Source organism: Bacillus sp. FSL W8-1141 (genome assembly GCF_038593205.1).
GTDB lineage: Bacteria > Bacillota > Bacilli > Bacillales > Bacillaceae > Bacillus > Bacillus altitudinis.
In genome coordinates this window covers 492,927-509,696 of the sequence record NZ_CP151973.1, presented here as the reverse complement: position 1 = coordinate 509,696, position 16,770 = coordinate 492,927, and the positions used below count along the sequence as shown (strand labels likewise).

Annotated in this window: 20 protein-coding genes; 8 read left to right on the top strand and 12 right to left on the bottom strand. The window is 43.3% G+C overall.

Going from position 1 to position 16,770, the window contains the following annotated elements; translation table 11 throughout:
- Positions 1-117 precede the first annotated feature (117 nt).
- Positions 118-729, top strand: a complete 612-nt coding sequence (locus NSQ52_RS02450) for a class I SAM-dependent methyltransferase (protein ID WP_138825095.1) — start codon at positions 118-120, stop codon at positions 727-729.
- 16 nt (positions 730-745) lie between these two features.
- On the opposite strand, the gene NSQ52_RS02445 is transcribed toward NSQ52_RS02450, so the two are convergent.
- The 3 genes from NSQ52_RS02445 to NSQ52_RS02435 form a co-directional block, all read right to left on the bottom strand.
- Positions 746-2,833, bottom strand: a complete 2,088-nt coding sequence (locus tag NSQ52_RS02445; protein ID WP_008347174.1) for a BglG family transcription antiterminator — start codon at positions 2,831-2,833, stop codon at positions 746-748.
- Between the two features lie 121 nt (positions 2,834-2,954).
- Positions 2,955-4,037: a C45 family peptidase gene (locus NSQ52_RS02440; protein WP_135010103.1), complete on the bottom strand. Its 1,083-nt coding sequence runs from the start codon at positions 4,035-4,037 to the stop codon at positions 2,955-2,957.
- A gap of 87 nt (positions 4,038-4,124) precedes the next feature.
- Positions 4,125-4,757, bottom strand: coding sequence for a GDSL-type esterase/lipase family protein (locus tag NSQ52_RS02435; RefSeq protein ID WP_251211005.1), 633 nt, complete (start codon positions 4,755-4,757; stop codon positions 4,125-4,127).
- Positions 4,758-5,172: 415 nt separating this feature from the next.
- Between NSQ52_RS02435 and NSQ52_RS02430 the strand changes: the two genes are divergently transcribed.
- Positions 5,173-5,808, top strand: coding sequence for an FMN-dependent NADH-azoreductase (locus NSQ52_RS02430; RefSeq protein ID WP_024720223.1), 636 nt, complete (start codon positions 5,173-5,175; stop codon positions 5,806-5,808).
- 34 nt (positions 5,809-5,842) lie between these two features.
- On the opposite strand, the gene NSQ52_RS02425 is transcribed toward NSQ52_RS02430, so the two are convergent.
- The 8 genes from NSQ52_RS02425 to NSQ52_RS02390 all read right to left on the bottom strand — a co-directional run bounded on the left by NSQ52_RS02425 (position 5,843) and on the right by NSQ52_RS02390 (position 12,517).
- Positions 5,843-6,616: an IclR family transcriptional regulator gene (locus NSQ52_RS02425; RefSeq protein WP_096881018.1), complete on the bottom strand. Its 774-nt coding sequence runs from the start codon at positions 6,614-6,616 to the stop codon at positions 5,843-5,845.
- A gap of 14 nt (positions 6,617-6,630) precedes the next feature.
- The gene (locus NSQ52_RS02420; RefSeq protein ID WP_159145420.1) at positions 6,631-7,635 is read right to left on the bottom strand and encodes a biotin-dependent carboxyltransferase family protein; all 1,005 of its coding nucleotides are present in this window, start codon (positions 7,633-7,635) and stop codon (positions 6,631-6,633) included.
- Positions 7,632-8,378 (bottom strand): 5-oxoprolinase subunit PxpB, encoded by a 747-nt coding sequence (pxpB, locus tag NSQ52_RS02415; protein WP_144679584.1) that lies wholly within the window; start codon positions 8,376-8,378, stop codon positions 7,632-7,634. The genes NSQ52_RS02420 and pxpB overlap by 4 nt, the downstream gene beginning before the upstream one ends.
- 19 nt (positions 8,379-8,397) lie before the next feature.
- On the bottom strand, positions 8,398-9,189 hold the full coding sequence (locus NSQ52_RS02410) for a putative hydro-lyase (RefSeq protein WP_144679586.1): 792 nt from the start codon (positions 9,187-9,189) through the stop codon (positions 8,398-8,400).
- Between the two features lie 4 nt (positions 9,190-9,193).
- Positions 9,194-10,411, bottom strand: a complete 1,218-nt coding sequence (locus NSQ52_RS02405; protein ID WP_007498097.1) for an NRAMP family divalent metal transporter — start codon at positions 10,409-10,411, stop codon at positions 9,194-9,196.
- A 24-nt stretch (positions 10,412-10,435) separates the two neighbouring features.
- Positions 10,436-11,194 (bottom strand): 5-oxoprolinase subunit PxpA, encoded by a 759-nt coding sequence (locus NSQ52_RS02400; RefSeq protein WP_007498099.1) that lies wholly within the window; start codon positions 11,192-11,194, stop codon positions 10,436-10,438.
- A gap of 173 nt (positions 11,195-11,367) precedes the next feature.
- Complete coding sequence (locus NSQ52_RS02395) at positions 11,368-12,123, bottom strand: Cof-type HAD-IIB family hydrolase (RefSeq protein ID WP_039166186.1); 756 nt, start codon at positions 12,121-12,123, stop codon at positions 11,368-11,370.
- A 127-nt stretch (positions 12,124-12,250) separates the two neighbouring features.
- Positions 12,251-12,517: an excalibur calcium-binding domain-containing protein gene (locus NSQ52_RS02390; RefSeq protein ID WP_080964896.1), complete on the bottom strand. Its 267-nt coding sequence runs from the start codon at positions 12,515-12,517 to the stop codon at positions 12,251-12,253.
- A 185-nt stretch (positions 12,518-12,702) separates the two neighbouring features.
- Here NSQ52_RS02390 and NSQ52_RS02385 point away from each other — a divergent pair, with 185 nt between their 5' ends.
- Genes NSQ52_RS02385 through NSQ52_RS02375 form a run of 3 tightly spaced genes read left to right on the top strand, consistent with a single transcriptional unit; the run spans position 12,703 to position 13,673 of the window.
- Positions 12,703-13,080, top strand: coding sequence for a VOC family protein (locus NSQ52_RS02385; RefSeq protein WP_058336799.1), 378 nt, complete (start codon positions 12,703-12,705; stop codon positions 13,078-13,080).
- 25 nt (positions 13,081-13,105) lie between these two features.
- Positions 13,106-13,399 carry a DUF5316 family protein gene (locus NSQ52_RS02380; protein ID WP_058336800.1) on the top strand — a complete coding sequence of 98 codons (294 nt, stop codon included), beginning with the start codon at positions 13,106-13,108 and terminating at the stop codon, positions 13,397-13,399.
- Between the two features lie 31 nt (positions 13,400-13,430).
- Entirely contained in the window at positions 13,431-13,673 is a 243-nt protein-coding gene (locus NSQ52_RS02375; RefSeq protein ID WP_342473884.1) for a DUF2651 family protein, read from the top strand.
- Positions 13,674-13,716: 43 nt separating this feature from the next.
- Here NSQ52_RS02375 and NSQ52_RS02370 read toward each other — a convergent pair whose 3' ends face one another.
- A complete protein-coding gene (locus NSQ52_RS02370) occupies positions 13,717-14,109 on the bottom strand; it encodes a RidA family protein (RefSeq protein WP_007498112.1) in 393 nt (130 codons plus the stop codon).
- Between the two features lie 343 nt (positions 14,110-14,452).
- On the opposite strand from NSQ52_RS02370, the gene NSQ52_RS02365 reads away from it, so the two are divergent.
- From NSQ52_RS02365 to NSQ52_RS02355, 3 genes are read left to right on the top strand one after another with little or no spacing between them, the layout of a single operon-like run.
- Entirely contained in the window at positions 14,453-14,914 is a 462-nt protein-coding gene (locus tag NSQ52_RS02365) for an FMN-binding protein (protein ID WP_072367902.1), read from the top strand.
- Positions 14,915-14,929: 15 nt separating this feature from the next.
- Positions 14,930-15,907: an FAD:protein FMN transferase gene (locus NSQ52_RS02360; protein ID WP_342473883.1), complete on the top strand. Its 978-nt coding sequence runs from the start codon at positions 14,930-14,932 to the stop codon at positions 15,905-15,907.
- Entirely contained in the window at positions 15,865-16,731 is an 867-nt protein-coding gene (locus NSQ52_RS02355) for an RnfABCDGE type electron transport complex subunit D (RefSeq protein ID WP_342473882.1), read from the top strand. The genes NSQ52_RS02360 and NSQ52_RS02355 overlap by 43 nt, the downstream gene beginning before the upstream one ends.
- Positions 16,732-16,770: the final 39 nt, after the last annotated feature.

The following is a 16,770-nucleotide window of genomic DNA, read 5'->3' as shown; positions in this document are numbered from 1 at the left end:
TTACCACTTCATTTTTTCACTCAAACATCCCTATGCGTCATCGATGCGTTTTGAAAACTGACAGGTTTCAGGATGGGAAAAATCGGTTACATAAACATAAAAAAGGAGCGTTCTCACATGCTGTCAACCATTTCTAAAACCTTTAGCAGACCAAAAGGCTGGCTCGGAAGCATCGCAGGTTTTATTATGGCAAATGAAAATAAGGCACTGAATCAATGGGCGATCCAGCATTTAGATTTATCAGATGGTGAAAACATATTGGAAATAGGCTATGGCCCCGGCTATAGCATCAAACATATGCTCAAGCATTATGACGATCTTCACATTGATGGACTAGATGCTTCTTCAACTATGAAGGAACAGGCGCATTCGCGTATAAAGAAACGATCCAAAGAGAAGCAGGTCCGGCTGTATGTCGGGAAAATTGAAAAAACACGCCTGCCGGCGGATCAGTATGACAAAGTACTTTCTGTTAACAATTATACGATTTGGGATGACCCAAAGGCTGGCGCACTCAACCTTTATCACACCTTGAAGCCGGGCGGAACACTCGTCATTGTGATGCAACCAAGAGAAAAAGGAGCGGACGCCAATCGAACAAAAGAAATGAGCGAAAGCATCCTCAATGATTTAGAATTTGCTGGATTTGATCAGTTTTCTGTTGAATATGAGGAGATTCGTCCCACCCTCGCTGTCTGTGTCACAGCAAAAAAGCCGAGAAGCGAATAAGCTCTCGGCTTTTTTCTTACCATTTTGCCTCTTTGACAAATTGATAAAAAAGTTGATGTAATTTCTGTTCAATCTCTTCCTTTGTTCCTTGTCCATAAAGTGCCATGCTTTCTTCGCTTTCAATGATGGATGAACTGATCAGGCTAAACATTTCAGACCCTTCTTTGCCAAGCTCTAGCGGCGCCAGCATGAGGAGCATTCTGGACATGAGCTGCTGCCCGCCATCCATGCTTTTGATCTCGTATGCCTCATCAAGATCATAGATATGAAAGACCGGTTTCTTAATGAGATCATGCTTTAAGTGAAAAAGAGCAAACTCGGTTCCTGGAATGCCTAAACCACCTTGCTGCTCACGCTCAAGCAAACCGGCTGTCACTTCGTCTGCACGTTCTAAATAGCCTTGACTTTCAACCTGACGCATCAGCTCTCTCATTGTTGACTCATGCTGCTCCGTCGTCTTCTTTTTTTCGATTGTAAAATGGGACAAGATACTGCGAATCACTGACATATAATTCGTGATTTGCTCTGCCATTCCTATCATATCAACCGTTTCCTCCACCGATTCTTTTGCAGATTCCTGCGCTCTTTTTTTCTCAATCAGATAAGGAATTTTTCGTTTAATATGAGACTTGACCCGCACCGCGTCATCCTCGTTTAAGAGCGGGCTGACCATAATGTAATCAATATGCTCGTAGGGGATCGGCACGGTTGATACGATCATGTCATAGCTTGCAGCGTCGATTTCCTTTAGCTCCATTAAGGAAGATAGATCGAATTTGGCGATCTCAGGCAATTCTTTTTTTAATCGTGATGCGAGCATTTTTGACGAACCGATACCGCTTGAGCAAACGACCAATGCATGAATCTTGGTTTCTTCTTTTTTAATTTCAAGCACCGAACCAAAATGAAGCACGATAAAGGCAATTTCATCCTCTGGAAATTCGATCTCAGGAAAGAAGCGCTCCACACCTTCTTCAATCGCCATGAACAGCAAGAAGTAGTCTTTTTTTATTTGTTGTGTGAGCGGATTATAAATCCGCATCTTTTCTTTTAATCGGTTCATAGCTGGTTCAAGATGAGACACGAGTCCCTCATACAATGAATCGTTTTCATTTAAATGATAGCCTGTTTTATGAGAAATAAAGTCAATGAGTTTCTTCGTTCTCAGCGCGATATCTAACTCAATCTCATCAATGCGGTATTCTGCCGTAAAGCTTCGATTTGCACTGCGCAAATGGATGGTCATGTATCCAACTTCAGCTTCAGGAATCTCTACATTAAACATGCGTTCTAATGCTCGCGCGATTCTGAGTGAAGATTCAAATTCCTTCGTCCGCTTTAATTCAAGCAATTCTTCCTCTTCCATCCGAATGGTTTCACCGATTTGAATGCGTTCAATGGCATAGGTTAAGTGAACGACAAGTGCAATATAGGCACTATCTGACAAAGAGAGAGAGAGTCTGTTTTTCAAATGAAAGAGCAGCCTTTCTACCTTGAGCAGCTGTCCTCGACTGACTACCCCAAACACCTTTTCAGTCGCTTTCGTTCGATGTTTAATATTCATCTCAATCGTTTCGAGAAATAATTGAATGTCGAGACGGTCAACAATCAGGTTCCCGACAATTTTTCGTTTGGCTTCCTCCGGTCCTTTTAATTCAATGCCGTACCCACGCTTGCGGATAAGCAGTAAACCGTAAGGAGCGATCCAGTCCGTCAGTTCATCTAAGTCGTAGCTGATGGTCGCATTTGTGACCTGCAAGTCGGCTGCAAGTGTATATAATTTCACCGGTTCTTTTGCTTCGAGCAGGGCACACAGGATTAAGAGCTTCCGTTCATCAGAACTATATTCAATTTGATCTTCATTTGAAATATGAGACAGAAGCCGCTGTTTGTCTTCCTGTTCACCGACCGCCTTCAAGCCCTTCCCCGGCTGTTTATCAAGTGATAGGTTGTAATTCTTTAAAATAGGTTTAATGGATTTAAGTTCTCTATGAATGGTTCTTGTACTTACCTGGACAGAATCGGCGATCTCACGAATGGTGACATAACGATTTTGCTGAATCATATATTTGATCACTTTCTGTTCTCGTGCCGTTATGTACATGAAATGCCTCCTTCTGCTTAAATAGGTCTATTGTCACACTTTAATATAAAACGCTTTCACTGATCGATGCAACCTGAAGTTGATCTAAATTTGGCACACAGGCTGTGACAAAATGAAAGACTCACACGTTTCTCCAAAAGGAAGGTCCATAATCCTTTTGATGAAATTGAATCGTTTGTTCATGAAATGGCAGTGTGCCCCCGACCTTTAATGAATAGGTAGGATTATAGACGGGAGAGCCAAAGCAATACTCCATCGTCCCTTCCTCCGGCCGAAACATGACGGTTCGCATCGTCCCAAACAGCTCTTCATAATTGTGCACAGTCAGACCAGCAGGGTATTCTGCCTGAAATAGTTCCGTCAGAGACTCGCTTGACGGCTGTTCTTCTAAAGCTTGAATTAACATGTCGTACCTGACAACAGAATGATGTTTCGTCAACCCTTTTGCCGTGTGATCAGCGAGCGGATGGTTCGTAGCCGCAATAAATCCACGCTCCGGCCTTCTCACCTTTTTTTGCCCATCAATCATTTCAATCACAGCCGCCTCTCCCTTCCGGTCAGCAAGCATGAGGTGAACATTAGACGCGACGGGCATTTCCTGTACCAAACGGACGGCATCCTCCACCGTTTTACAGGACTCTAGCACAGCACGAATGACATGATATACTTGCAAGCCAGCAACAGCCGGCGGCTTTAAGCCTGGTTCGTTGCCAACAGGCGGACCGCATGCAGAAAATGTTACCGATAGACCATGCTCATTCATCCCATCCGATCGACCAAATAAGATTAATGATGAGCCTGTATGGACTGCTGAGCCCTTCACATGCGTAGATACAAGACGCATATCATCAAACAGCGGAGAAAAATCATAGTTGCGCAGCATCACCGTCTGTTGATTGGCAGCCTCATTCCCCTGCATCACACAATGGGAACAGCCTGGCTGAAGATGCGAAGAATAGAAAAAGGTCAAATCGCTTTCATCTATTTGCATTTCATCACAAAATCCCGAGAGCTCTTCTTCTAACTGAGGAAGAAACGGTCGAATCAGCTGCTTTGTTTCCTTCACAGCCTCTTTTGATAACGGTTCTGATTGAATGTATTGTTTCTTAAGCAAAGGGCGTTCCTTCAGCCAAATAGCCTGCTGCTTTCCTACCTCATAAGCTGTTCCTTTCAATTCATGAAAATACGCACTCATCTCCTGCATGCATCCACCTCTTTTGTCTTTGTTTCTTTTATCATATCGAAACAGCCCTTCATTTAAAAGAATGAAAAAAACTGTAATCCCGCGGGATCACAGTTGCTTAGCGGATTGTTGAAACAGCGCTTCTGCCATTGCTTCATATCCTTTGTGGTTCGGATGAAATTGATCAATCGATAAGTATGCGCTTTGATGACCTTCAAATACACCGTAAATATCCACCACTTCTACATGTGGATTCGCAGCAAGCTGGCGAAGGTGATGGTTGTATTGCTTCAGCCATCTCTCGGCGATCGGAATCTCAGGAAAAGGATTATATAAATTCAATAAATATACGCAGTATGGTTGATGCTGCCCTCTTTTTATCAGGGCGATTTCTTGAACCATTTTGCTAAAATTCGCCTGACAATGCATAGACGCTTGCAGCAGTTTCTTTTCATCTTCACCTTTTTCATACTGCAGAACAGCTTGAACAAGATCATTCCCGCAGCCTGTGATGGTGATGATGTCAGCATGAGCAATCGCCCGCCTTACATCAGACCGCTGAAAAAGCTGCAAGATCTCTTCCGTTGTTAACCCTGATTTCGCAAATACGGACAGTTTCACCGGTATATGCAACTTCTTTTCAAGCTTCGCCGCATATCGCTCCGTAAAACCGCCGCCAAATAAACGTGCCCCCACCCCAACCGTTAAGGAATCTCCAATCGCAACATAGGATCGTCCCACTCTTATCCCTCACTCTCTCCTGCCTTCTCTTATATATACGAAAAAGAAGAGCAAATGCTTGTAGCAGATGGCTTAAAGGCATCCACCTTTTTTTCAAAAACGCAGGATGAGTCGCATTTACAAACACTTTACTTGCGATATCGATCCATTTTTTGTTCAATGGGAGTAGGGTTTTTTTGCTTAAATCGCAGACTTGAAGCGTTTCAGAAAAATTTACAAACTTTTTATCTTGATTTCAAGACTTTATACCTTGACTTCAAACTATATAGTGATTACAATAAAAATATCAGTTTTTATGTAACTGTGCTTGTTACATCTTTTTCATAGCATTCCAATATGATTAAAGATGCCACATATTCAGTGTATCTTTGGGATACACTAAAAAAATCATTGAAACAGGAAGGATTGAATGAACATGGCAAAAGTTTTATACATCACTGCACATCCGCATGATGAAACAGTTTCTTACAGTATGGCTACTGCTAAAGCATTTATCGAATCTTATAAGGAAGCAAATCCAAGTGACGAGGTTGTACATATTGATTTGTACAAAGAAAACATTCCTCACATTGATGCAGATGTATTCGCTGGATGGGGCAAGCTTCAATCTGGTGCTGGCTTCGATACACTTTCAGCTGAAGAGCAAGCGAAAGTTGCTCGCCTAAACGAATTAAGCGATCAATTCGTTTCTGCTGACAAATACGTATTTGTTTCACCACTTTGGAACTTCTCATTCCCACCTGTTCTTAAAGCATACATCGACTCTGTTGCTGTAGCTGGTAAAACATTCAAATACACTGAGCAAGGTCCTGTTGGATTACTAACAGACAAAAAAGCGCTACACATCCAAGCACGTGGCGGATACTACACTGAAGGTCCTGCTGCTGAACTAGAAGCAGGTCACCGTTACCTTGGAACAATTGCAAACTTCTTCGGTATTCCTTCTTTCGAAGGTCTTATTGTTGAAGGTCACAATGCTGAGCCTGCAAAAGCAGAACAAATTAAAGCAGATGCGATCGAACGTGCAAAAGCTTTAGGTAAAACTTTCTAATCATGAACACGCAAAAAGCCAATGATCTTAACGATCATTGGCTTTTTATTTGTTCAGTTGTAAAACCTAATTCTTTTGAAATGCCGCTGGCCGCTTTTTTGACCTGCTCAATTAAATAAGGAAGCCGTTCCTTTTGATAGCCTGCCTCAAACCCTGCAATACTAATGCCTGCTGCCACCTCTCCATGATGATTGAAAATGGGCGCTCCAATAGCCGCAGTATAGTTTTCAAGTTCTGAATAGCTTAACGTATATCCACGCCTGTTTGATTCTTCGATCATGTTTCGCAGGACATCTTTATCGGTAATGGTTCCGATCCCGATTTTCCCGAGCTCTACCGAATCAATATAGGCAAGTCTCTCTTCCTCTGGCAAAAAGGAGAGAATACTTCTCGCACAGGCTCCCGCATATAATGGCGATCTTCTCCCGACAGCGGTATAGAGCCGGACAGGCTGCGTTCCTTCCATTTTCTCCACATAAATGGCTTCATCCCCTTCACGAATAATGAGCTGAACAGCCTCACCTACCTCATCACGCAAGTTTTCCATAAAGGGCCTTGCAATTCTACGGATATCAAGGCGGTCTGCGACAAGCTGACCGTATTCAAGGAACATCAATCCTAATCGGTAAACACCTGAAGGATGCTTTTCTAATAACCCCATATCGGCTAACGAGTTGGCCATTCGGTGTACAGATGTTTTGGGCATGTTCGAGAGCTCAATCATGTCATTTAACGTTAATTGTTCGCGAGTGATAAAAAGCCGTAATATCTCCATTGATTTCACAACGGTTTTATTTGTGTTCTGCATGTTTCTCACCTTTTCTAAAACGAAAATGCTTCGAGTTTTAATCTTGCCGTCAGGTCCTTCATCTCTGCTTCTTGTGTGAATAAGGCTTGCTCTGCTTCTTGGCGGCCAATTTGTTGAAACGTGAGATTCGCTCCAGGCATCGCCTGCGCAATGAGCGGCAAATCGACTGTTGCCACCTCACCAATACGGGGATATCCACCTGTCGTTTGACGATCTGCGAGCAGAATAATCGGCTGGCCGTCAGGAGGAATTTGAATAGAGCCAAAAGCAACCGCTTCTGAAATCAATTCAAGTTTTTGCTTTAAACGAATCGGTTCCCCTTTCAATCTGCATCCCATACGATCAGATTGGGGAGTGACCTGATAAGACCGTTCGAAAAAAGCTTGCTGCGATTCTTCCTGAAAATGAGATAAATGTCTGCCTGCCAGCACCCGAATGACTGGTGATTTTCCGAGAGGCAAAAAATGCGCATGATTGACTGTCCAGTCTGGCGCACGTTCCCCTTTGCTTTTTAACATGTGAACGAGGCGCTCCGCCAGTGGTGACGGTTCTCCAATTGGCAGGACGTCTCCTTTTTCTAGCGGACGCCCTTCTATCCCGCCTATCTTCGCTCTGACATACGTACTTTTACTTTTCATCACCGGCTCAACATCAAATCCACCGGCTACAGCGAGGTAGGAGCGGCATCCCCTCTTACAAGGGCCAAAGGTGATCGTGCTTCCTGCTCGAATGAAGAGTGGTTTCCATAGAGGCGCTTGTTCCCCGTCAATCTCAATCTCCACATCAGCACCGGTCAAGGCAATCAGCTGATCCTTCTGACATGTCAACACTGGGCCGGGCCCCATTAAAGTGATTTCCAGCACCGCTTCGTTTTCTTGATTCCCGGTGAGGATGTTGGCGATTCGGAGCGAGAGCGGGTCCATGCCGCCGCTCGTTAACACACCGTACTTCTGATAGCCTATTCTCCCTTTATCTTGAATGGTGGTGAACATTCCTGGCTTGATGACATGCATACTCAACGATCTTCCTCCTTCATGCTGAAAAATTCCTTTTCAGACAGTTGAACAAATCGAACCTCGTCCCCTGCCTTTAGTAGACTAGGTCTCTCAGCATTCGGCCGAAATAAGGACAAAGGGGTTTGTCCAATGAGCTGCCAGCCTCCGGGTGTAGATATCGGATAAACCCCTGTCTGCTTCCCCGCAATACCCACAGATCCTTTTGGAATCGACATTCTTGGTGTTTGTCTGCGCGGAGCTGCAATTTTTTCAGAAAGTCCGCCTAAAAACGGGAACCCAGGAGCAAACCCAATCATATAGACAAGATACGTCCCGGAGGTGTGAATGCGTACAACTTCTTCAGGCGTCAAATCATTGATACGGGCGACTTCTTCTAAGTCAGGACCGAGCTCTCCTCCATAACATACAGGAATGTCGACGATCCGGCGCTTTGCCTGATTCCCCTCCTGCCAGTTGTCTTCAAGGAGGTTTTCAATATAGTCTTTGACCCATTCATACGGAGAGATCGCACGTTGCTTAAGCTGAGCAGATTGATACACCTTATAGGGCTCATAAAAGACGGTCACGTTTGTAAAAGCTTGAACAGCTTCCACATATCCTTCAAATGGATGCTGTTCAATACATGAAAACAGCTGCTTCACACGCTCATGAATGTCTTCACTTATATCAGTCCCGGCTTGGATGACAATGGCTGCGTCTCCTAGCGGGTGGAACGTGATCGTATCTTTTATCGTTGAAAATGTCACTCTTATGACACCTCTCTTTCTACAGGACACCGAGCTTTTGATCTCTTACATCTGTGATAAACATATGACCGGGTGCATGGGTGATCGCAATGTCTGGCTTAGTGTGCATGACGATGGCTTGCGGCGTCACACCACATGCCCAAAACACCGGAACTTCCCCTTCTTTGATCACAGATGGCTCTCCAAAGTCTGGTTGATCTACATGTTCTATGCCAATCACAGCTGGATCACCTATATGGATAGGACCGCCATGTACCGATGGGAATCTAGACGTCACCTGAACACTTCTTGTGACTTGATGCGCTGGGATCGGCCTCATGCTGACAACCATCGGACCATGGAATACACCTGCCCTTTCACATGAAATGTTCGTTTGATACATTGGGACATTATGTCCATTTTCAATATGGCGGACAGGAATGTCATTCAGCATGAGTGCATGCTCAAACGTAAAGCTGCATCCGATGAGAAAGCCCACCATATCATCCTCCCAATAGGAAGAAATATCTGTTATCTCTTCTTGAAGAACCCCTTTTTTGTAAACACGGTATTTAGGGAAATCCGTTCGAATATCCGCATCAGGTGCTGAACGCCTTGGCACTGGATCACCTGGGTCGAGCACATCAAGCAAAGGACACGAAGCCGGATTCCTCTGACAAAATAAAAGAAAATCGAAGGCCAGCTCTTTTTTGACGATCATTAAGTTGGCTTGCGCAAATCCCTCAGCAAAGCCAGCCGTTGGTCCTGTGATCTTCTGCTTACGAATCAATTCCCTTATTTGTGACGGCTTATAGGTTTGATATGCTTTCATGTGATCAGCTCCATAGTTTTGGAATTTCATTCATGATGGTATATCCGCCCATGATTGCCATGATGACAACAACAAACGCACCTGTTGCGGTCAAAAAGAATGGATGGCGATAATCACCGACAATTTCTTTTTTATAGGCAGCAATCAGCAATGTTCCGAGTGCAAGCGGCAAGATCAATGCATTGATGGCCCCAACCAAAATCAATATGTTCACAGGTCTTCCAATCGTTATAAAACAAATGGTCGAGAGCGCAATGAATCCAACGATAATGCCTCGTTGATTTTTCTCGATTTTTGGTGAGAAGGTTTTAAAGAAGGAAACGGAGGTGTATGCTGCTCCAATGACTGAGGTAATGGCAGCAGCCCACATAATAATCCCGAACATTTTATATCCAACATTTCCAGATGCTAATTGAAAAACAGACGCAGGCGGGTTCGACGGATCAATCTGTAAGCCTTTTGAGACAACTCCTAGAACGGCTAAAAATAAAGCCACACGCATTACGGATGTGATCAAAATACCGAAAATGGAACTTTTCGTCACTTGCGGCAATGCTTCCTTCCCCTTAATGCCAGCATCCAGCAGACGATGACCACCAGCAAAAACGATATAGCCACCAACTGTCCCGCCGACAAGTGTGACAATCGATAACATGTCAATTTTCTCTGGCACGAAAGTTCTCATGACCGCTTCTCCAACTGGCGGTGCTGTGGAAATAGCCACATACAGCATCAGACCAATCATGACAAAACCAGCGATTTGTGTGAATCGGTCCATCGCTTTTCCTGCCTCTTTGATGACAAAAATGAGAATGGCAATGACTGCACTGACCCCAGCCCCTATGCGGGGATCGACGCCGAATATGACCTGAAAACCGAGACCCGCACCAGCGATATTTCCAATATTAAAGGCAAGACCCCCAATGACAATCAAACAGGCTAACACATATCCGAGCCCCGGCAGAACCATATTGGCAATGTCCTGTCCTCTTTTTTCCGAGACGGCAATGATACGCCATACATTTGTTTGCGCAAAAATGTCTAGCAAAATGGAAATCAAAATGACAAACCCAAAGCTAGCTGCGAGCTGCTGTGTGAACACCGTTGTTTGTGTTAAAAATCCCGGTCCAATGGCTGACGTTGCCATTAAAAAGGCTGCGCCCATCAGCATAGAACGGTTCCCTTTTGGAGCTTTCATCTGTTTGGCTTTCTCTCTTTTCATGCTGTTTCCCCCTTTGATGACGATTTATCGAAAGGCCTTGAGTTGAATAGTGGCTTCTTTTAGCTTCGCTGTAATGGTTTTTGCAAATTGAAGCGCGTGACTGCCATCCCCGTGGATGCATACCGTATCTGCTTTGAGCTGAACATCTTCCCCTTGCACTGTACGCACTTTTCCCTCTCTTACCATACGGATGACCTGCTGAACCGCCCTTTCATCCTCTTCAATGAGTGCATGAGGTTCACGGCGGGATGTCAGTGTCCCGTCTGGTTGATACGTCCGATCAGAAAAAACTTCATGTGCCACTTGAAGACCGATTCTTTCCCCTGCTGACGCAAGTTCACTGCCTGACAGCGCAAATAACACAAGGTTAGGATCAATATCATACACAGCCTTCGCAATCGATTCAGATAATTCAGTATTTTTAGCCGCCATGTTGTAAAGGGCGCCATGTGGTTTGACGTGCTGCATCATGCCGCCTTCTGCTTTCAGAAAAGCTGATAGTGCACCAATTTGATAGATCACAAGATCATAGGCTTCCTCTGCTGAGATCGCGATTGGACGTCTGCCAAAACCGACTAAATCTTGCAGACCTGGATGTGCACCAATTTGAACCCCTTTATCCAGTGCCATTTTAACCGTCTTTCTCATCACAGTTGGATCTCCCGCATGAAAACCGCATGCAATATTGGCTGAGGTAACATATTCAAGAATTTGTTCATCTGAACCGATGGTGTATTGACCAAAACTTTCTCCCAAATCACAGTTAATATCCACTTGATACATAGGACCCCTCCTTGTCGTTCCGAATTGCGGAATAGAAAGTCCGAATATTCGAATTTATATTGATTATACCAACTTTGAATAGACTGCACATGAAATTGTCAGAAAATATAACAATAGAACTAGTAGAAAACAAAAAAAGCGAGAGGTCATGTCCTCTCACTTTTTCTACTCGTTTATTTAGACAGCACCCAATGTTGGATGGCTTTTGCTACCCCGTGGTCTGTATTAGGAGCCGTAATCCAATCAGCCGCTTCTTTCACAACTTCTTGTGCATTGCCCATTGCAATGCCTAATCCGGCTTCTTGAATCATCGCCATATCATTCAGACTGTCGCCAAGTGACATGACGTTGTCCATTGTGCAGCCAATGCGTTCTGCTACTTTTGCAAGAGCTGCCGCTTTGTTAATGCCTGCTGCATTGACTTCGATATTGGTTGGACTGGAATTCGTGATTTCTAGCTGTCCATTTGTTTTCAATGTATGGAGGACTTCCTCACGAACAGCATCGTCATGAATATCAAAACCAAATTTCAACCATTCGTGGTCATGAATGCGTTCTGGGAATTCTCCTCTCCACACTTTATCCACAGTAGATGCCCAGTAATCGGTTTCGTATCTGTTTTTTAGATCCCACATCATCTGAACGTGATCGGGATGCAGCAGTTCCCGTTCAATCAACTGGAAGTTTGAATCCCAAATTTCACTTCCGTTCGCTGTGACAAGATAAGAAGAGAGTTTCAGCGGCTCGACCAGCTCTCGGCATGTCATCAGCGTACGTCCTGTGCTAATCACCACATGGACCCCTTTGGCTTCTGCTTCTTTAATGGCTTGTTTATTTTCCTCAGGAATGACGTGCTCACTGTTTAACAGCGTGCCATCCATATCAATGGCAATCAATCGGATGTCTTTCTTATCAGCTTGTGTTGACAAATTGAGTACCCCACTTTGTATCATTTTTTGAATCTATCTTTATTTTAATATAAAGATGAAGATGGCACAAAGGGACGAGTTTGATCCCAAAGAAAAAAGACCTTGTGACAGGTCTTTTTTCTTCTTCTTAACGTTCACATGCGATGCCGTCTTTATCACGGTCAAGGTGTTTATTTTTTAAGTAAAGTGCTTTTGATACATAAGGCTTGTACTTCGTTTTTCCACCTTTGTTTTTCGTATTTTTGCTTTTTGCCACGCCGCCTTTATACACTTTGTTGAGTGCTTTGCAGTTTTTGTACTTGACTGTCTTTGCATCCGCTGTGTGAGTGTCAACTTGTGTAAAGCTAAGTAAAAGACCGAAAGATATGACAGCCACCATGATTTTTTTCAACATGTAAGTTCCCCCCTATTTTTTCTCATTTTACATTTTTATCATATGTCACCACATTTTGTTTTTCAAGACGATTGAGGTAGGAATATTGTTTTTTTTGGAATTAAATGAATCTTATTGCCTATGTGGTAAAATGAGTGGGAAACCTTTCCGGTTTTGACACGTATATGAAGAGAGGAGCTTTCCACATGAAAATGAAATATACCATTCTATATGTAAACGATGTTGAAGCAAGTATTCAGTTCTACCATCATATCCTCGGTTTCCCGATTAAATTGAGAGTTGAATCCTATGTTGAGTTTGATACAGGAGAAGTGACCTTATCGATTAATTCACGCCAAGATGTGAAAGAGTCACTTGGTCTGCCTGTTCCAGAGGCAGTTAGCTCGTCACAAACGTTTGAGATTGGCTTTGTTGTGGATGATGTGAATGAAACAATTGCATCCTTGAAGGAAAAAGGAGTACCTGTCATCAAGGAACCTGCCAAGAAGCCGTGGGGACAAACGGTCAGTTATGTGTCTGATCCTGATGGACATTTCATTGAAATATGTGATGCGGTCTCCTAATAGCTGTCTGAAGGAGTGAAGCATAATGAGAAAGAAACATGCTTTTTTTGCTGGTGGTTGCTCCATGCTGTTGATTTGCAGTGCGGCGCTCATATTACAGCACCATGAATGGATTGGATTCGTCAGTGGTGGAATCTCTATTATTGCGTTCGTTGCATCTGGATTTCTTATGGGTGCATGGACCAACGGGGAAGAGGCACGAGCGGCCTATCACTCTGAAACAAAAGAACACCGGATGTTTCGTCTTGATACGGCTTTTCTTTTCATCATCTTTGCCCTTCCGCATATGGGTGCAGCACTGTTGTATGTTTTTATGTAAATAGTTGATTTGGTTCAAAGGAGTAATTAACATGGCTGTTTTTGTCTTATTCGTTGTATTTGGTTTACCTATGATCTCTGTGCTGATTGGTATTTTCGGCACATTGTTTTTAAAGAACATTTGGTTTCCTACATTGATTGTGCTGGTTGCGAGTCTGATTCTGATGTTCACCTCTATTGGTGGAAATGAATCTTTTCTCATTTGGGTCATCATTTACACAGTCTGTGCATTTCTCGGTGCATTCATTACAAAGCGATTCAAAGCTGTTTCATAAATACTCATCAAAAAAAGAACAGTTTGCACTGTTCTTTTTTTGATTAAATATCGGCACACCATAGCTCTATTTCGATTTTCAGCTCTGGCCACCCTAATGCAGTCACATAGGCAACGGTCATTGATGGATATGCCGTTTTGAAGATTGCATCCCACTGTGGGTATAGATGATCCCAATCAATTTCTTCTGTTGCCCAAATATTGACTTTGATGACGTGTTCTTCATTCAACCCTTCTGATGCAAGGATTCTCTTTATATTTTCAAACGTATTGGTGACTTGGTCGTTTAAGCTTGATGGGATCTGTCCATCCGCTCCTGTCCCTACTTGACCTGATGTCACAAATAACCCTGCACCCTTTGGCACCCTTGTGATATGACTGTAGTTGCCAACGGGTTTCGGCATACTTTCTGGATTTTTTCTCGTAATTTTCTCCATGTAAATCCCTCACTCACTATGATTTTTCTGCGTGTTTTTCTTCCTGTAGACAGACTTCACCAATTTTTGTCTATCCTAAAAGAAAACAGCAGTGGAGTATCCGTAGCCACAAGGTAAGAACATCAATATTTTCTTTTTCATGGACGAAACACTCCTTTTTGATTGCGTGAGCAAGGTTTAGATTCATTTCATCCTACCTGATAAATGAACCACAGTCAAAGATAAACGATAACGTGCAATATCTTGATTCTTATTGCCTATTATCTAAAATCGTTCTTTTCTTGTTCATGGTTTGTTCAAATTTCTTCTATATAGTAGATCGTAATAGGAGGTAGGATACATCATGGCAAAAATAAATAAGAAAATGATTAGTCTTTGCACCGCAGCTATCAGCAGCTTATACATCACTGGTTATGCAACTACCCATCACGCGCAAGCCGTTCAGACAGCACAATCAAATACACAAACAGACGCTTCTAATCATACATCTCTCACATCAGATACTACCGCCACTCAAACAGAAGATACCACTTCAGAAACTGAACTCACGGATGGTACTTTCTCTGGTACTGGATCAAATGAGATTGGCTCTATCAGTGTATCTGTTACCATCAAACAAGGAAATATCACTTCTGTCGAGATTACGAGTGATAACACTAGATACGGACAAAGCTCCATTTCATCATTACCCAATGAAGTGGTCATCAGACAAAGTGCTGATGTAGATACGGTGAGCGGCGCAACATTAAGTACTCAGGATTTTGAAACAGCCGTTGCTCAGGCTTTAGAGCAGGCAAAGGCATAGAGAGGAGACACCATGATGAAATGGTTAGGACAACAAAAACTCATTACTTTTCAAAAATCCATGCTGGCTATGGGAACTGTTATCAATATTCAAGTGGTTGCCTATGAAGAAGATCGACGGGCTGTTTTAGAGGACATCAACCGTGCCTTTTCCATTTTTTACGATATCGAGCATCGTTTTAGCCGTTTCCGCTCTGATTCTGAAGTCATGAAGTTAGCCAATCGTTCAAAGCAAGAGGTATTAGTCAGTGAAATGCTTTTCGATTTAACAGCCTATGCGCTAGAGTTAGCCGAGTTAACAAATGGCAAGTATGATCCAACCATCGGAAAAATCATGGAACAAAAAGGATTCGATCGTTTATATACGACAGGACAAACTTTTTCATCACATGACGTTCCACATGTAGCCGTTCATTATCGTGACGTCCAGTTAAACGAGAAGAATCGGACGATTTATTTGAACAAACCGCTGATTTTGGATTTCGGTTCTATTGCAAAGGGATTTGCGTGCGATCTTGCCGCAAAAGAGCTTGAAGCATGGGAAGGCTTTATGATGAATGCTGGTGGGGATGTGTTGGTATCTGGATTTAACGAACAACAAGAAGAGTGGACAATTGGGATTCGGCATCCCATTCACAAACAGACCAACATCTCGGTCATTCAAACCACCAATTGTGCGATTTGTACATCTGGAAGCTATGAACGGATCAGTCGTTATGATCCTCATACGCACCATTTGATACACCCTCAAACGAAACAGTCTGAACAAAGTTTGTTAAGCTGTACCGTCATTGCACCACTTGGTATGCTCGCCGATAGTCTATCCACAGCTGCTTTTTTATTAGGTCGAGAAGAGGGTTATTCATTTTTAGCCGAACATGAAATACCTGCCGTGATGGTAGATCAAACCGCTGATATGATCGTAACACCGGAGATGAAGGAGGTTCACTCATGGAATCACAACCAGCACCTATCACAAACCAAACATTTTTGAAACCATCACCCTCACTAAAAACCTACATTCGGACACCAAAACGGTATGTCATCGCCATTCTTTTGGTCCTTTTAGCCGCCGGGAGTCTGCACGCTGGTTTTCTTAGTGGTCTCGCTACAGTTGCTACCAGCATCGGGACAGCACTAATTCTTGACTCTTTCATCTCAAGAGTGATTTGGAAAAACAATAAACACACATTCCCTGATGGAGCTCTTCTCACAGGGCTGATTATTGGCATTGTTCTAAGTCCAGCTACTTCTTTTGCTGTTTCTGTTTTCACAGCCGCAGCAGCCATTTTATCTAAGCATGTCATCACTTATCAAAAGAAACCGATTTTGAATCCAGCTGCGTTTGGTTTATGGCTCTCAGTCATTTTATTTTCTTCCAATCAAAGCTGGTGGGGCGGTATGTCTCTTCTACCTTGGTGGACCCTATTCCTTGTGGTGGTCGGCGGTTATTTGGTGACCAGCCGCGTACAAAAATTCCCGCAAGTTTTCGCCTTTCTAGCAGCATACGGCCTGATCCACCTCATATTGGGATTCATTGGCTTAACGGATGCTTCATCTGCTTTTATGACGCCCTACTTGAATGCTGTCTTGTTTCTTGCGTTCTTTATGTTGACTGATCCACCTACTTCACCAGCAAAGAATCGTGATCAAATCATCTTTGGTATCCTCTGTGCTGTCGTTTCGTGTGTGGACTTCTATTTATTTAATAGCTTATCTTACTTACTCACAGGGCTTTTATGTGCCAATGCTTGGAAAGCCTATCGAACGTACCAAACAAATCAAAAGCGACGGGCAACACGGACGAAAGTCGTCTAAATAAAAAAAACGGACATCGACTTTTCGACGTCCGTTTGA

What these genes read in the sequence shown, in the direction of transcription:
- NSQ52_RS02450 (WP_138825095.1), top strand. Translation starts at nt 118, where the DNA reads ATGCTGTCAACCATTTCTAAAACCTTTAGCAGACCAAAAGGCTGGCTC.
- NSQ52_RS02445 (WP_008347174.1), bottom strand. Translation starts at nt 2,833, where the DNA reads ATGTACATAACGGCACGAGAACAGAAAGTGATCAAATATATGATTCAG.
- NSQ52_RS02440 (WP_135010103.1), bottom strand. Translation starts at nt 4,037, where the DNA reads ATGCAGGAGATGAGTGCGTATTTTCATGAATTGAAAGGAACAGCTTAT.
- NSQ52_RS02430 (WP_024720223.1), top strand. Translation starts at nt 5,173, where the DNA reads ATGGCAAAAGTTTTATACATCACTGCACATCCGCATGATGAAACAGTT.
- NSQ52_RS02425 (WP_096881018.1), bottom strand. Translation starts at nt 6,616, where the DNA reads ATGCAGAACACAAATAAAACCGTTGTGAAATCAATGGAGATATTACGG.
- NSQ52_RS02410 (WP_144679586.1), bottom strand. Translation starts at nt 9,189, where the DNA reads ATGAAAGCATATCAAACCTATAAGCCGTCACAAATAAGGGAATTGATT.
- NSQ52_RS02405 (WP_007498097.1), bottom strand. Translation starts at nt 10,411, where the DNA reads ATGAAAAGAGAGAAAGCCAAACAGATGAAAGCTCCAAAAGGGAACCGT.
- NSQ52_RS02400 (WP_007498099.1), bottom strand. Translation starts at nt 11,194, where the DNA reads ATGTATCAAGTGGATATTAACTGTGATTTGGGAGAAAGTTTTGGTCAA.
- NSQ52_RS02390 (WP_080964896.1), bottom strand. Translation starts at nt 12,517, where the DNA reads ATGTTGAAAAAAATCATGGTGGCTGTCATATCTTTCGGTCTTTTACTT.
- NSQ52_RS02385 (WP_058336799.1), top strand. Translation starts at nt 12,703, where the DNA reads ATGAAAATGAAATATACCATTCTATATGTAAACGATGTTGAAGCAAGT.
- NSQ52_RS02380 (WP_058336800.1), top strand. Translation starts at nt 13,106, where the DNA reads ATGAGAAAGAAACATGCTTTTTTTGCTGGTGGTTGCTCCATGCTGTTG.
- NSQ52_RS02375 (WP_342473884.1), top strand. Translation starts at nt 13,431, where the DNA reads ATGGCTGTTTTTGTCTTATTCGTTGTATTTGGTTTACCTATGATCTCT.
- NSQ52_RS02370 (WP_007498112.1), bottom strand. Translation starts at nt 14,109, where the DNA reads ATGGAGAAAATTACGAGAAAAAATCCAGAAAGTATGCCGAAACCCGTT.
- NSQ52_RS02365 (WP_072367902.1), top strand. Translation starts at nt 14,453, where the DNA reads ATGGCAAAAATAAATAAGAAAATGATTAGTCTTTGCACCGCAGCTATC.
- NSQ52_RS02360 (WP_342473883.1), top strand. Translation starts at nt 14,930, where the DNA reads ATGAAATGGTTAGGACAACAAAAACTCATTACTTTTCAAAAATCCATG.
- NSQ52_RS02355 (WP_342473882.1), top strand. Translation starts at nt 15,865, where the DNA reads ATGGAATCACAACCAGCACCTATCACAAACCAAACATTTTTGAAACCA.